This window comes from Gordonia otitidis (genome assembly GCF_020735545.1).
Lineage (GTDB): Bacteria > Actinomycetota > Actinomycetes > Mycobacteriales > Mycobacteriaceae > Gordonia > Gordonia otitidis.
In genome coordinates, this window is sequence record NZ_CP085974.1 from 672,112 (window position 1) to 687,193 (window position 15,082).

Sequence of the window (15,082 nt, forward strand, 5' to 3'; positions counted from 1 at the left end):
GCAGTGGAATCTGCCACTGAAGCCGTCGTTGCCGCGCCGTTCGGCGCTGTCCGGGCCACTGTCTCGGTCATCAGAAGTAGCCCTCTCGTTTGCGATCCTCCATGGCGGCAGACGACGTTCGGTCGTCGGCACGCGTTTCGCCGCGCTCGGACACCGTCGCGACGCTGATCTCCTCGATGATCTCGGGGATGGTCGTCGCCCGCGAGCGCACGGCGCCGGTGATGGTCAGGTCTCCGACCGTGCGATACCGCACCCATTCGGTCGTCACGTCGGCCGGCGAATCAGGTTGCGAATACGGCGAAACGGCGAGAAGGATGCCGTCGCGGTCGAACACCTCGCGTTGTGCCGCGAAATAGATCGACGGTAGTTCAAGGTCTTCGAGTTCGATGTAGCGCCAGATGTCGGTTTCGGTCCAGTTCGACAGGGGGAACACACGGACCGACTCGCCGCGTCGAATCCGACCGTTGTACAACGACCACGGCTCGGGGCGCTGTGCCCGCGGATCCCACTGGCCGAACTCGTCGCGGAAGCTGAAGACACGTTCCTTGGCGCGCGCCCTGTCTTCGTCGCGACGGGCACCACCGAATGCGGCGTCGAAGCCTCCCTCCTCCAGCGCATCGAGCAGCACGCGTGTCTGCAGGCGGTTGCGCGAGCCGGACGGGTCGGTCGACTCGGCGATACGCCCGGCCGCGATGGCGTCGGGAACCGAGGCGACGAGAAGCTTGATGCCGTCGGGATTGTCGTCATTCGGCGAGACCCGGCGATCACGGAACTCGATGACCTCGTCGAAGTTGTGGCCGGTGTCGACATGGAGGATCGGGAACGGCAGGGGATGTGGACGAAATGCTTTCTCCGCCAGCCGAAGGAGCACGATCGAATCCTTGCCACCGGAGAACAGCAGCACAGGTCGTTCGAGTTCGGCCGCAACCTCACGGATGATGTGCACCGCCTCGGCCTCCAGCACACGCAGCGCGGACACGTGCTCGACGTCGACGCTGTCCGGCGAGGCTTCAGTGTCTTGTGCTGTGGTGGTCGTCTCTGCGCTCACTGGGGATATCCGTTCCGTACCGCGTCATCGCGGTAGCGCTCGACCCACTCCTTGGAACGGGCATCGGACTGTGGTTTCAACGGTGGTGGCGGCGCGAGGGTGGGGTCCTGCCCGAGCGCGGAGAGCACCCGAGCGGTGGTTCCCGACGGATCCTTGGTGAGTTCAGCGAACTCGATCTCGAGTGGTTCGATGCCTTCGGCCACGAACCAGTCACGCCAGGATCGCTCCTGCTGCAACAGAATTCGCGCGAGATGCGCGATACCCTCGGCATGGTAGACCGCGGTGCCGGCGTCCTGCCCGCCGTCGTGTCGCCACACACGGGTCTGGACCGCTCGCCACATCGACACCGCCTGCGGCACGACGTCTTCCCGGTACACGTGCACGTAGAGAGGATCGGAACCGAGGAGTGCGCGAATGGCCGCACGCAGCGAGCCGGAGCCGATACGAGCACGGGTTATCAGCAGCGGCGTCTGATTCCACATCAGCTTTCCGCCCCACACCCCGTTCGCCGAACGGCCCTCGGCGAGAACATCGGCGCGCCACTGCGCGAACGTTCGCCCGTCGACCACGCCGTCGTCGACCTCGGCGAGTAGATCCAGGATCTGTGGATCGTCGACGTCCGCGAACCACTCCCGCGGCTGCGGCGAATGGGACGACGACGGGAACTCCTGGAAGAACTCCTCCGGGGTTCCCGCGACGCCTGTCGCGGCGAGCGATTCGACGAGCAAGGTGCTCCCGCTGCGCTGGCTGGCACATACGAGGTAGTTGTCGACTGGCGGCACCCGCTCAGTGTAGCCAGGCGAAAACCGCCCGCAACCTGGGAATTTAGACGCCGCGAGGCCGAAAACCTTTACAAAACTCCCGCCATGTGCGTCATCGACGCGAACCGGGGACATCGGAGGAGTCGCGCGCCTCCTCGTCCACGTCACCGCGCTGCAGTTCGCCGGTGAGATCACGCTCCCTGCCCAGCGGACGCCGCGACGGAAGTGCCTGCTCGTCGGCGGGTATGTCGTCGGCCTGCTCGAAGTACCGGGTCATGAACCGGTCCGCGATGGCGGTTCCCGTCGCCTCGTCGGGCAATGCGTCGGCCGTCTCGGCACGCCATTGGGTCAGTCGCGCAGCCAATTCTGCGCGCACCTGCGCATAAGTCGGATCGTCGGCCAGATTGGTGCGTTCGAACGGATCGTTGTCGAGATCGTAGAGTTCGACGGCCGGCCGCTCGGCCGCGATGACCGACGTGTCGAGTGAGCGCGCCGAGGGGCTGTCGGCGATGTCGAGCGGCAGCAGCAGCGCAGGCCGGTGAGCGTAGTTCTCGATGTAGCTGTACCGCTTCGTGCGAATCGCGCGGATCGGGTCGTAGGCGTCGTGATAGGTCTTCTCGGTGAAGACCGCGCCGCGGATCGGGCCGTGTTCGCGTCGTGCGATCTCGGGTGCGTGCGAGACACCGTCGACGTCGGCAGGCGCATCGAGACCGAGTAGATCGAGGATCGTGGGGGTGAGATCCACCCCGGAGAAGAGGTCGTCGTACACACGCGGCTCGATCCCCCGCCCAGTGGGAGGGCGGACGATGAGCGCAACGCCCGTGCCCTCGGCGTAGAGCGTCGACTTGGCGCGCGGGAAGGCCAGTCCGTGGTCGGTGATGAAGACGATCCAGGTGGTGTCGTCGAGACCGAGGTCGGAGACGGTGTCGAGCAGGCGCCCCACTGCGGCGTCGGCTTTGGCGATACTGCCGTGCAATCCGGCAAGGTCGTCGCGGACGTCGTCGGTGTCCGGTAGGAAGCCGGGGACCTCGATGCCAGAGGTGTCTGGGTGCTTGTACTCGTCGACGGGATAGGGCCGGTGGGTTTCGAAGAACCCCGCGGTCAGCAGGAAAGGTTGTGCTGGTTGCTGATTCGTCGACTTCTCGACGTGCCTGCGCAACCACCGCTGCGACTCTGCCACCACGTGGTCGCAGCGCGAGTCGGAGACGTCGACCGTGTCGAATCCGAGCCGCTGGGGATCGGAACTCTCGTGCTGCATGCCGAAGAGCACGGTGCGGTAGCCGGCCTCACCGAGCAGCGACGGAAGGGTCCGCACCCCGTCCCGATACTCGAACCCGTGATGTGCGAGACCCACGAGTCCGTTGTGGTGCGGATACTGGCCGGTGAACAACGAGCCGCGCGCAGGCGAGCACAGCGGCGCGGTGGCGTGAGCGTCGGTGAACAGAATCCCCTCGGAAGCCAGCGCGTCCATGTTCGGGCTCTCCACGCCGTCCGCGCCGTAACACGCCAGGTGACGCCCCAGGTCGTGCCAGTGCACGAAGATGACGTTCTCCCGCGTCGGATCCGAGGCGCCAGCGGGGCCGCCTGTGTTGTCGAAAGGCATCCACCCATGATGCACCCGACGTTTGCCCATGTGGTCGCGGGTTACAACTGAATGTGGGTCGTATCGAAAGATGTGGCTGCTACAGCCCACACATTCTGCGAGTCAGCCCGCATCCGGGTCTCACGTGAGCACCGACTCCCATGCCTCGCGTGAATCCAGCACGATGCCGTCGCTCTTGGCACGCGCCTCGGCGGCACGAACGTGCTCCATCAGGCGCAGTGTTCGCTCCCGCGCGGACGCCTCGACGCTGTCGTCGTTCACCTCGACGGTCACCGTCAGCACGTCCGGGTCGATGGTCTCGGTCGGATAGTGCGCGGCTGTCAGGCGTTCGAGAACCTTCTGGGTCATCGCCAGAGCCGGTGCCGTCGTTGCGATGCCGTCGAGCACCGAACCCCGCTTCTTCTCCGCTGCTTTGCGCTCCTCCCACTCTCGGATCTGCGTCTCGAGGTCGGCGTGTTCACCGGACAGAACACCTGGCGTTCGGCCGCGCACCTTCTCGGTGAAACTGCGCGCGACGTCGTCGATGTCGAACGGTGCCACCGGATCGTCGGCCGCGATGCGCGCGTGGAACAACACCTGCAGCAACAGATCTCCGAGTTCCTCGCGAAGGTTCTCCTGGTCGTCGCCGTCGATGGCGTCGAGCAGTTCGTAGACCTCCTCGAGGAGGTAACGACGTAGCGACGAGTGCGTCTGCGTCGACTCCCACGGTCCGTTTCGTCGTAGCGTGTCCATCAGTGCGACGGCGTCGAGCAGCTCGCGCCCCGACTGCCGGGGTACCTCGACAACCCTGTCGCCGTTGGCGATACGAGCCAGCACCGCCGGATGGCGGGGGTCGGTGGTGAGCAGGGTGAGCGCGTCGTCGGAGTCGGCGGCGACGGGTTCGACACGGTCGAGTTCCCACAGCACCGACGCAGGCACGTCCTCGGTCACGAGCACGGTGCCCGTCAGCGACGAGCGGGCAGCGAGCGGGATCAGTTCAGGGCTGCGCGGACCGAGCACCACCACCGTCATCGGGACTCCTGCTCTGTCACCCAGCGACTCGCTCGAGCGGCTTGAGCGTGCGCAGGAACGTCGCGAGGTACTCGATGAGTTCGTCGTCGCGCAGCCGCGCCGAGCCGACCCCTCCGGTCCTCGGGATCGGTAGGGTGACAACCGAAGTCGTCGCGCGGAACGACGCCGCCGAATACAGGCGCTTGAGTCTGACCTGCTCGCTGTCGAGGAGCGGAAGCGGCGCGATCTTGACGCTGGTGCCGCTCGCGCCGACCTCGGTGACCCCGCGTTCGCGAGCGACCAGACGCAGCTTCGCGATCGACGCCAGGCGTCGGGTCTCCTCGGGTGGCTCCCCGTAACGATCGGTGAGTTCGGTCATCACACCGTCGACCTCGTCGTCGGAGGTGGCGGAAGCCAATTTGCGGTACGCCTCGAGTCGCAGTCGGTCCGAATCGACGTACTCGACCGGGATGTGCGCATCGACGGGAAGATCGATGCGCACCTCAGAGGGTTCGGTCGACGAGACGGGCTGCCCGTCTGCGGCCGCACGGTAGGCCTCGACAGCTTCGCCGACGAGTCGCACGTACAGATCGAATCCGACGCCGGCGACGTGACCCGACTGCTCGGCGCCCAGAACATTTCCCGCGCCGCGCAATTCGAGGTCCTTGAGTGCGACGGCCATGCCTGCACCGAGTTCGTTGTTCTGCGCGATGGTGGCCAGCCGGTCGTATGCCGTTTCGGTGAGCGGCTTTTCGGGACTGTAGAGCAGGTATGCGTAACCACGCTCGCGGCTGCGGCCGACCCGGCCACGCAACTGATGCAATTGCGACAGGCCGAGATTCTCCGCGCGATCGACGATCAGCGTGTTGGCGTTGGAGATGTCGAGGCCTGTTTCGATGATCGTGGTGCACACGAGAACGTCGTACTCGCGGTTCCAGAACCCGGCGACGGTGCGTTCGAGTTGATCCTCGTTCATCTGGCCATGTGCCACGGCAACTCTCGCCTCGGGCACCATGGCGGCGATGTCGCGTGCCGTCTTGTCGATCGTCGACACACGGTTGTGCACGTAGAAGACCTGTCCGTCGCGCAACAGTTCTCGTCGGATCGCCGCAGCCACCTGCTTCGGCGAATACGCGCCCACATAGGTGAGGACAGGGTGACGCTCCTCCGGCGGCGTGAGGATTGTCGACATCTCGCGGATACCTGCCATCGACATCTCGAGCGTGCGCGGTATCGGCGTGGCCGACATGGTGAGGACGTCGACGTGTGTCCGCAGCGACTTGATGTGTTCCTTGTGTTCGACACCGAATCGCTGTTCCTCGTCGACGATCACCAAGCCGAGATCTTTCCACGTGACGCCGGTCTGGAGCAGACGGTGCGTGCCGATGACGATGTCGACCTCACCCTGCGCCATCTCCTTGATGATCTCGCGCGACTCCTTGGCATCGGTGAAGCGGGACAGTCCGCGGATACGAACCGGGAACCCGGCCATGCGCTCGGTGAAGGTTTGTAGATGTTGTTGCGCGAGAATGGTCGTTGGCACCAGGACGGCGACCTGCTTGCCGTCCTGCACAGCCTTGAACGCGGCGCGAACGGCGATCTCGGTCTTGCCGTACCCCACGTCGCCGACGATCACCCGGTCCATCGGGACGGGCTTCTCCATGTCGTCCTTGACCTCGCCGATCACCGTCATCTGATCGACCGTTTCGGTGAAGTCGAACGCGTCCTCCATCTCGCGCTGCCACGGGGTGTCGGGGCTGTAGGCATAGCCGGGGGCGGCGTGCCGCGCGGCGTAGAGCTGGACGAGTTCACCGGCGATCTCACGAACCGCCTTGCGCGCCTTACGTTTCGTGTTCTGCCAGTCGGAACCACCGAGCTTCGAGAGCGACGGTTGTTCACCACCGACATAACGCGACAACTGATCGAGCGAATCCATCGGCACGTAGAGCCGATCGCCGGGTTGCCCGCGCTTGGACGCCGCGTACTCCAGCACCAGGTACTCGCGGCGCGCACCCGACACCGTCCGCTCGATCATCTCGACGAACTTGCCGATGCCGTGCTGGTCGTGCACGACGAGGTCACCCGCGGTGAGCGCCAGCGGATCCACCTGGTTACGACGCTTGGCGGGCAACCGCTTTCCGTCCCGCACACTGGCGACGCGGTTGCCGGTGAGATCGGTTTCGGTGACGACAACGAGCCCAGCACTGGGACTGACGATTCCGTGGCGCAGGGTGCCGTTGAAGACAGAGACGGTGCCGGGCTCGGGTCGTGCGCCCTCGTCGCGGAGTGCGTGCGGTACCTCCGCGTCGGCGAGTCGTTCGCATACGCGTGCCGCGGTGCCCTTGCCCGCCACCACGATCGCTGCTGTGTTGCCCGCGCTCACGTGTGCACGCAGTCCGGCGAAGACGATCCGGATCTCCTCGTCGTCGCCGTGCGGCGCGGGCCCCGGCGTGATGTCGAGTTCGTATTCTTCGCCGAACCCCGCGGACAGCGGACTCATCGTCCACCATGACCGGCCTGCCGCCAGGGTCGACTTCTCGACGTCATCGAGGGGCCGATACGCGCTGGCCTGTAGGTCGATCCCCGTCGGGCCTGCCATCGATCTCGTGTCCACCGGCGCCGATGCGCCCATCGCGGCGGCGTTCCACGACGCTTCGAGGAACTCTGCGCCGGTCTGTGCGAGGTCGGCGGCGCGGGTGCGCACCTTCTCGGGGTCGAGCACCAGCACGCGGGTGCCTGCAGGCATCACCTCGGTCAGCAACTGCATCTCGCCGTCGACGAGCGCGGGTGTCATCGCCTCCATCCCGGCCACCGGAATGCCCTCCGCGAGTGAGGTCAGCATGTCGACGAGTGAGGGATCGTCCGCGTTCTCGACCGCGAGCGCGGCCGCGCGTTCGCGGACGGGTGGAGTGAGCAGCAACTCGCGGCAGGGGTGGATCAGCACAACCGAGGCGTCGACCTCGGGTTGACTGCGCTGATCAGCCACCGAGAACGCGCGCATCTCGGTGATCTCGTCCCCCCAGAACTCGACGCGCACAGGAAAGTCCGCGGTGGTGGGGAAAACGTCGAGTATGCCGCCGCGAACCGCGAATTCGCCACGACGACCGACCATGTCCACGCGTTCGTATGCCATCTCGACGAGATCGGTGAGCAGGGCGTCGAAGTCGAGTTCGATCCCCTCGCGCAGGGTGATGGCGCGCATGTCACCCAGTCCCGGCGCCATCGGTTGCACGAGGGAGCGCACCGTGGTGACCACCACACGCAGTGGCGAATCACCGGGGTGCGCGAGTCGGTGCAGGACCTCGAGACGTTGGCCGACGACCTCGGCACTCGGCGAGAGTCGTTCATGGGGAAGCGTCTCCCACGACGGGAACTGGGCCACCGCGGATTCGTCGGCGAGCAGTTCGCGCAGCTCTGCGCTCAGATCGTCGGCCTCGCGACCGTTGGCCGACACCACGAGAAGAGGGGAGGTCGCGACGTCGGAGAGACAGCTGACCACGAACGGGCGTGCAGCGTCGGGTGCCGTGATCGCGAGTTGCGGGTCGTCGCGATGGTCACGCAGTGCCGCGATGCTCGTGTCCGCGCAGGCAAGGGATGCGAGTCCGTGAAGGGCGGGAGTAGACGACACTTCGGCCATTCTAGGGCACGAGGTGGCCGGCGGACTCGGACCGATCACGTTATCGACAGGCGGCATCACATCTTGCGGCGGCGGGCTGCCGATCCGGTTGCCGACCACGAGGCCGCAGCACACTCCCGCACACCGTGTCTCTGCCCACGAAAATTAAACGGACCGTAGTCCGTTTGCTACGATGATCGCATGTCAGCCCCCGATTCCACCCGCCAGCCGACACTGTTCCTGAGTCACGGCGCGCCTCCGCTCGTCGACAGTGAACGCTGGGTCTCCCAACTCACCGAACTATCGAGCGAACTCGATCGTCCGACCGCGATCCTGATGGTCTCGGCGCACTGGGAAGCCGCGCCGCTGACCATCGGCTCGACCGACCCCACCACTCCCCTCACCTACGATTTCTGGGGCTTTCCCGAGCGGTTCTACCGCACGACATATTGGTCGCCGGGCGCGCCGGAGTTGGCGGCGAGGGTCGCGGCGATGATGCCGGACGGCACCGCCATCGCCCGCGACGAGCACCGACGTCTCGACCACGGCGCCTACGTTCCCCTGACGGTCATGTATCCGAAGGCCGACATCCCGGTGCTCCAGATCTCTCTTCCGACGCTCGACCCGGCGCAACTGCTCAACCTCGGACGGCGACTCGCACCACTGCGGGACGAGGGTGTGCTGATCATCGGGTCGGGATTCACCACCCACGGGCTGCCATACCTGACCGATCATCGCGCAGAAGCCGTGCCGCCGAACTGGTCGGTGGAATTCGACGCCTGGGCGCACGAACGTTTCGCGGATGGCGACGTCGAGTCACTCATCGATTTCCGACGGACCGCCCCCGGAATGCCCTACGCGCACCCGACCATCGAGCATTTCGCGCCACTGTTCGTCGCGCTCGGCGCCAGCGACGATCCTGAGCAACGAGCCGATCAGGTCATCGACGGCTTCTGGATGGGCCTGGCCAAGCGGTCGCTGGTGCTGACCTGAATCCGGGTCTCGTCAATTGCAGCTGCAGCAGTCGCCGCAGTCACAAGAGTCGCAGCAGTCGCCGCAATCACAACAGTCGTCGCATTCACAACAGTCGTCGCAGTCGCACAGGGCGGGTTTCCACGTATCCGAGCAGTGGTTCCAGTGGTTGGCGAAACACGCGGGCCCGCAACAGGTGTTGCCCATGAAGGGCAGAACACGCTCGTGGAACGGCCGATTCGGTCGAAATGGCGGCGGAAAGGGCCAGCCGTTCGGATAGTCCGACGGTGGCGGCGGTTGCTGATCCGGTAGCGGTTGCTGATCTGGTGGCGAAGTCGAGCCGATATCCGTCGGCCGATGTTGCGCGCAGGCGACGCGATGCGGTGTCCGGCGGCGCACCGCGTGCCTCACCCCGTCGATGAGCACGGCGCGCAGCAGCCTGTCGTCGAGCAACCGCAGCGCGTCGTAGCGCCGCGCGATCGCCCGAACCAACAGTCGACATTCGGCGTGCGCGTCGTCGACCGTGGTACCCGATGTGTCGAGCGGATTGAACGTCCCGCGCTCACGGTCGTCGGCGAGGTCGTCGATCGCGTCGATGAGGTGCGCGAGCCGCCCGAAATCGGCTCCCATTGCTGCGAGATGCTCGCGATTGTCAGGCGCGCAAGCGATGTCGGCCGTCGCCGCGAACACACGCGACGCGGCTTCCGACGATGCGCGCGTCAATTCGTCGAGATCTCGCGACTGCGATTCGACCAAGGCCTGACCGGACAATCGCGCGAGCATGGAATCGACGTCGAGCAGGCGCGCGACGGCACCATCGTCGACGGCGCGGGTGCGCAGCGCCCCGGAGACCCCGCCCGCCACCATGCGTCGCGTCCGAGATACCGGAGCCAACCCGCATCGCTGTTCCTCGACGACGTCGGCCGCCTTGCCTGCCGCAAGGGTCAGCGAGACTCCGGTGGCCAGCCGCACTCCGGGGTCGCCGACGACGACCACCTCGGCCGACCGCATTCCCCGCAGCGGACAGCGACCTGCCCGCGTCGACGACGGCGGGGTGTCGCGCTGGGCGGCGACGAGAATCGAGAGCATCACCGCATCGGTGTTCGTGGCCAGTCGACTGGCGTGACCGTGATTGTCGCGCAACGACAGACACAGCCCGCACAGGTGTGCCCGCCACTGCGCGACGAGTTCGTCGGGCATCGTGTGACGACAAGGTGTGAGCAGTCCGAACACATGCCGATCTCAACACGACCGGCCGCGCACACCAAAGCAGGCGCACGCGCGGGTCATTCGTGTGCGCGATGGTTTCCGATCGGACGGCCCGGCTCGGCGCTACTCCGACTCCGACTCCGACTGCGCGGAAGTATCGCGTGTCGACGCGGAACTCGACGAATCGTCAGCTGCAGAACGGTCACGCGGCTCGACATAGTCCGGCCCCACGAGTTCGGGATCCGGGTCCAGGCGGGTGAGACCGTTCCAGCAGAGATTGACCAGGTGTGCGGCGACAACTTCTTTCGGCGGTTCCCGGACGTCGAGCCACCACTGCGCTGTCACCGACACCATCCCGACGAGGGCCTGGGCGTAGAGCGGTGCCAGCTTCGGATCAAAGCCGCGTCGTTCGAAATCACCGGCGAGAATGTGCTCGACTTGACTGATCGCGTCGTTGAGCAGACTGCCGTACGTCGCATTGTCGCTTGCCGACGCGCTGTCGCCGCGGACGAGGATGCGGAAGCCGTCGGTACGTTCTTCCATGTAGGTCAACAGCGCCAAGGCCACCTGCTGGATTCGGTACAGCGACCGGTTCTTGGTCAACGACGACGTGACCATCTCGAGCAGGGTCTCCATCTCGCGGTCGACGACGACCGCATACAGCCCCTCCTTGCCGCCGAAATGCTCGTAGACGATCGGCTTCGAGACTCCGGCGCGCTGGGCGATCTCCTCGATGGACGTGCCCTCGAATCCGCGCTCGGCGAACAGTCCACGGGCGACCTCGATCAGTTGCAGGCGACGCTGGGCGCCGGTCATCCGCGCGCGGGGGGCGCGCTTCACCGCGCCGGTGGAATCCGATGGACGGCTGACAGCCATGTTCCTAGCCTACGAGGTCTGCATCGGGGGAACGACACCCACGTTCATGACCTGCCCTACCCGCGAACCGCCCCTTTCAACCACCGTGATCGAAACGTGACCCGGCGGTTTCATCGACTCGCGCAACCCGTACGCACCGGTCAACGCACCGGCGGACGCAACAGCGGACCGTCGGCTCGGGCCCCGAATCGAGCGGAACCCCTCCGAACACCCTTTCCCTTTGTAGTCTGAGACTTCTCAACGCTCGCCACGACGAGGGGATTGCTGTGGGCAGTTTGTGGAGCTACATCCACGCGCACGCCGAAAGTCTGACGTTCCTCACCTATCAGCATGCGTCCCTGTCGTTTCAAACAGTGCTCGTCGGAACGGTCGTCGCGATCATCATCGCCGTCCTCGTCTACCGACGGCCGCTGGGTTCGGCACTCACGCTCACGTCGAGTCGTGTGGCGCTCACGATCCCCTCACTCGCACTTCTCGCGCTGCTGATCGTGCCGTTCGGTCTCGGTGTCGTCCCGTCGTTCATCATGCTCGCGTTCTTCGCCGCGCTACCGGTCATCGGTAACGCGATCGTCGGACTCCGCTCGGTTCCGGCGAGCGTGATCGAGTCCGCGCAGGGAATCGGGTTGCCGCGCTGGCGGATCCTGCTGACCGTCGAGTTGCCGATCGCGTGGCCGGTGATCCTCACCGGTATCCGCGTCTCGACGCAGATGATCGTCGGCGTGGCCGCAATCGTGGCCTACGTCCTCGGCCCCGGTCTCGGGTCATTGATCTTCAACGGCCTGTCTCGACTGGGCGGGGCCAACGCGCTCGAGATGGCACTCACCGGAACCATCCTCATCGTCCTCATCGCTCTCGTCTTCGATGCTCTGCTCGTCCTCCTCGGCCGCTTCACCATCTCCAAAGGATTGTCATGACCGACGTAGCCAACACGCCGGCCCCAGGGGCCGACAGCGCATCCGGCCCCACGGTGACGGGTGCTCCCATCCGACTCGACGATGTCGTCAAACGCTTTCGAGGCCAGGACAAGCCCGCAGTCGACCATCTCGACCTCGATATCGAAGCCGGGCACATCGTCGCCTTCGTCGGACCGTCCGGATGTGGCAAGACGACGACGCTCAAGATGATCAACAGGCTCATCGAGCCCACCGAGGGCCGAATCTTCATCGATGAGCGGGACGTCACCAAGGAGAACCCCGACAAACTGCGTCAATCCATCGGATACGTCATCCAGTCCGGTGGCCTGTTCCCGCACTGGACTGTCGAGAAGAACATCGGCGCCATCCCGCGGGTCCTCGGCTGGGACAAGAAGCGGATCGCTGACCGTACGGAGTATCTCCTCGACCTCGTCGGTCTCGACCCCGCTCAATTCGCCAAGCGGTTACCCAAGGACATGTCCGGCGGCCAGCAGCAGCGGGTCGGCGTTGCGCGTGCACTCGCGGCCGATCCCCCGGTCCTGCTGATGGACGAGCCGTTCGGCGCAGTCGACCCCATCACACGAGTCCGATTGCAGGACAGCCTCATCGCGATCCAGCATGAACTCGGAAAGACGATCGTGGTGGTGACCCACGATTTCGAGGAGGCCACAAAACTCGGCGACAAGGTACTGATCTTGTCGCAGGGGGCGCATATCGAGCAGTACGCCGCTCCCGAAGAGATACTCGCCAATCCCGCTACGCCGTTCGTCGAGGAATTCATCGGCTCGGGCGCGACGCTCGCGCAGCTCACGCTGTCGCGGGTACGCGACGTCGAACACGACTCCGTCGTGACGGCGAGAGTCGGGGAGGGCTCGGGCGAGGCAATCGCGCGAGCACGCGAGGCAGGCGAGAGCTGGGTCGTGGTGGTCGACAAGCAGGATCGGCCGCGCGCGTGGCCGTCGATCGAGGAGATCGCGTCCAAGCCGGAGATCTCCGACTACCTCGACCCGCGCCTGCCCGTCGTCGCCGAGTCGTCGACGCTCAACGACGCGCTGGATTCGATGCTCGCCGCCAGCCAGGGCGGCACGCTGGTGACCGATCGCCACGGCGCGGTCGTCGGCATGCTGACGATCGCGTCGGTCATGGACATCATTCGCGGTCAGCTCGCCGATTCACGGCCCGAGGAGGACGACGGGTCCTACGAAAGTCACACGGAGGGAACCGGTCCGATCGAGACGCCGGTGGTCGCTGCCGACGATCCCGAGCAGAACGCGGGCGCATGAGACAACGACTTCGCAACCTCCCGATCGACGTGTGGTTCGAGCCACTCGTCATCATCGTGCTGGCCGTCGGCTATTTCAGTTGGTATGCGACAACGACTCTCACCGAAACCGAGCAAGCCTCTCTCGGCTGGTCGACGCTACAGACCACGATCATCGACCACATCGAACTCACGCTCGTGGCCACCGTCATCGTCATCGTCATCGCGATCCCGTTGGGCATTCTGCTGACCAGACCGTCGATGAAGTGGCTGAGTCCGATCGCGGTGAACATCGCCAACATCGGCCAGGCGGCGCCTGCCGTCGGCCTGCTCGTGCTGTTCACCTTCTGGCTCGGCACCGGATTCCGCACGGCCGTCATCGGTTTGGTGGTCTACGCCGTGCTCCCCATTCTGCAGAACACGATCGTCGGATTGCGGCAGGTCGATCAGCGCACGATCGAGGCGTCACGCGGTATCGGGTATTCGGCATTCCGCACGCTCATCCAGGTGGAGTTGCCGCTGGCGGTTCCGGTGATCCTCAACGGTGTCCGAACCGCGCTGGTCATCCTGGTGGGCACGGCCACTCTCAGCACCTTCATCGGCGCCACGAGTCTCGGCACGCTCATCACCACCGGCGTCACACTGTTCCTGCCCAAGCTGCTGATCTCGGGCGCCATCCTCGTCGCCCTGCTCGCCATGATCATCGACTGGCTCGGACGGATCTTCGAACTGATCGCAACCCCGAAGGGCGTCTCATGAGCGCGACGCGAGCACGACTCGCCACTGTCGCAACGCTTCTCGTCGTTGCGATCATCGCACTCGCGGGCTGCGGCCTTGTCAGTTCGTCGGGGACGTTCCGACAGGCCTCGCTGCCCGACGGTTCCCGTCCCCTCGACGGAGCGAAGATCACGGTGACGTCGAAGAGTTTCACCGAATCGGTGATCCTGGGCAAGATCACCGCCACCTACCTCGCGGCTGCGGGCGCCAAGGTCACCGACCTCACCGGTGCACCGGGATCGGCGTCGTCGCGACAGGCACAGCTCAACGGCGACGCCGACATCCTGTGGGAGTACACCGGAACCGCATGGGTCAACTACCACGGCGAAACCGAGACGATCCCCGATCCGCAAGAACTGTGGCAGAAGGTTCACGACATCGAGCTCGAGCAGAACCAGCTCGTGTGGCTGCCTCCGGCCAACTTCAACGACACCTACGCGTTCGCGGCGTCGAGCAGCACCGCGAAGCGGTTGGGCGTGAAGTCGCTCTCGGACGTCGCCAAACTCCCTGTCGCCGACCGCACGTTCTGCGTCGACGACGAGTTCTTCTCGCGCCCGGACGGTTTCAAACCCATGCTCGAGAAGTACGGAATGCCGCTCAACGCCCCGAACGGCGTTCCGCTCGGCAACGTGACACGGATGGACGCGGGCGTGGTCTACACGTCGACCGCCAACAGCTCACCGTGCAACTTCGGCATGGTCTACACCACTGACGGACGCATCAAGAATCTCGACCTGACCGTGCTCCAGGACGACAAGAAGTTCTTCCTTCCCTACAGTGGCACGACCGTGGTGCGCGAATCCGTACTCAAGCAGCACCCTCAGATCGCGCAGTTGATGGGGACGGTCTCCGAGCATCTCACCGACGACGTCATGCAAGACCTCAACGGCCGCGTCGACATCGACGGAGAGGACCCGGCCGACGTCGCCTACGACTGGCTGATCAGCGAGAAGCTCATCGTCGCCGAAAAGTAGTCAGGGTCGCGCGGGCGGTCGGGGTGGCGCTGGTTGGGCCTTTCCCCTGGTTTGGACGCTGCCTGCCGGGCTGGAAGTAGG

Annotated in this window: 12 protein-coding genes; 5 read left to right on the forward strand and 7 right to left on the reverse strand. The window is 65.4% G+C overall.

All coding sequences use genetic code 11. The features are described 5' to 3' along the window. Positions 1-70 precede the first annotated feature (70 nt). The 5 genes from cysD to mfd form a co-directional block, all read right to left on the reverse strand. Entirely contained in the window at positions 71-1,048 is a 978-nt protein-coding gene (gene cysD / locus LK459_RS03000; protein ID WP_407648708.1) for a sulfate adenylyltransferase subunit CysD, read from the reverse strand. Then, complete coding sequence (stf0, locus tag LK459_RS03005) at positions 1,045-1,830, reverse strand: trehalose 2-sulfotransferase (protein WP_227921720.1); 786 nt, start codon at positions 1,828-1,830, stop codon at positions 1,045-1,047. Before stf0 ends, cysD begins: the two co-directional genes overlap by 4 nt. A 91-nt stretch (positions 1,831-1,921) precedes the next feature. Further along, complete coding sequence (locus tag LK459_RS03010; RefSeq protein WP_227921722.1) at positions 1,922-3,412, reverse strand: sulfatase family protein; 1,491 nt, start codon at positions 3,410-3,412, stop codon at positions 1,922-1,924. Positions 3,413-3,532: 120 nt separating this feature from the next. Then, on the reverse strand, positions 3,533-4,423 hold the full coding sequence (locus tag LK459_RS03015; RefSeq protein WP_227921723.1) for a MazG family protein: 891 nt from the start codon (positions 4,421-4,423) through the stop codon (positions 3,533-3,535). Positions 4,424-4,439: 16 nt separating this feature from the next. Next, positions 4,440-8,030 (reverse strand): transcription-repair coupling factor, encoded by a 3,591-nt coding sequence (gene mfd, locus LK459_RS03020; protein ID WP_227921728.1) that lies wholly within the window; start codon positions 8,028-8,030, stop codon positions 4,440-4,442. A 189-nt stretch (positions 8,031-8,219) separates the two neighbouring features. Between mfd and LK459_RS03025 the strand changes: the two genes are divergently transcribed. Then, positions 8,220-9,011 (forward strand): dioxygenase family protein, encoded by a 792-nt coding sequence (locus LK459_RS03025; RefSeq protein WP_227921730.1) that lies wholly within the window; start codon positions 8,220-8,222, stop codon positions 9,009-9,011. Between the two features lie 12 nt (positions 9,012-9,023). On the opposite strand, the gene LK459_RS03030 is transcribed toward LK459_RS03025, so the two are convergent. Next, positions 9,024-10,223 carry a DUF5685 family protein gene (locus tag LK459_RS03030; protein WP_227921731.1) on the reverse strand — a complete coding sequence of 400 codons (1,200 nt, stop codon included), beginning with the start codon at positions 10,221-10,223 and terminating at the stop codon, positions 9,024-9,026. A 99-nt stretch (positions 10,224-10,322) separates the two neighbouring features. After that, positions 10,323-11,075 carry a TetR/AcrR family transcriptional regulator gene (locus tag LK459_RS03035; RefSeq protein ID WP_227921732.1) on the reverse strand — a complete coding sequence of 251 codons (753 nt, stop codon included), beginning with the start codon at positions 11,073-11,075 and terminating at the stop codon, positions 10,323-10,325. Between the two features lie 266 nt (positions 11,076-11,341). On the opposite strand from LK459_RS03035, the gene LK459_RS03040 reads away from it, so the two are divergent. The 4 genes from LK459_RS03040 to LK459_RS03055 are packed head-to-tail and all read left to right on the forward strand — an operon-like array spanning position 11,342 to position 15,001. Beyond that, the gene (locus LK459_RS03040) at positions 11,342-11,989 is read left to right on the forward strand and encodes an ABC transporter permease (protein ID WP_007237973.1); all 648 of its coding nucleotides are present in this window, start codon (positions 11,342-11,344) and stop codon (positions 11,987-11,989) included. Then, positions 11,986-13,272: an ABC transporter ATP-binding protein gene (locus tag LK459_RS03045; protein WP_227921733.1), complete on the forward strand. Its 1,287-nt coding sequence runs from the start codon at positions 11,986-11,988 to the stop codon at positions 13,270-13,272. Before LK459_RS03040 ends, LK459_RS03045 begins: the two co-directional genes overlap by 4 nt. Next, on the forward strand, positions 13,269-14,009 hold the full coding sequence (locus tag LK459_RS03050) for an ABC transporter permease (protein WP_007237975.1): 741 nt from the start codon (positions 13,269-13,271) through the stop codon (positions 14,007-14,009). The genes LK459_RS03045 and LK459_RS03050 overlap by 4 nt, the downstream gene beginning before the upstream one ends. Continuing rightward, complete coding sequence (locus LK459_RS03055; protein ID WP_227921735.1) at positions 14,006-15,001, forward strand: glycine betaine ABC transporter substrate-binding protein; 996 nt, start codon at positions 14,006-14,008, stop codon at positions 14,999-15,001. Before LK459_RS03050 ends, LK459_RS03055 begins: the two co-directional genes overlap by 4 nt. Positions 15,002-15,082: the final 81 nt, after the last annotated feature.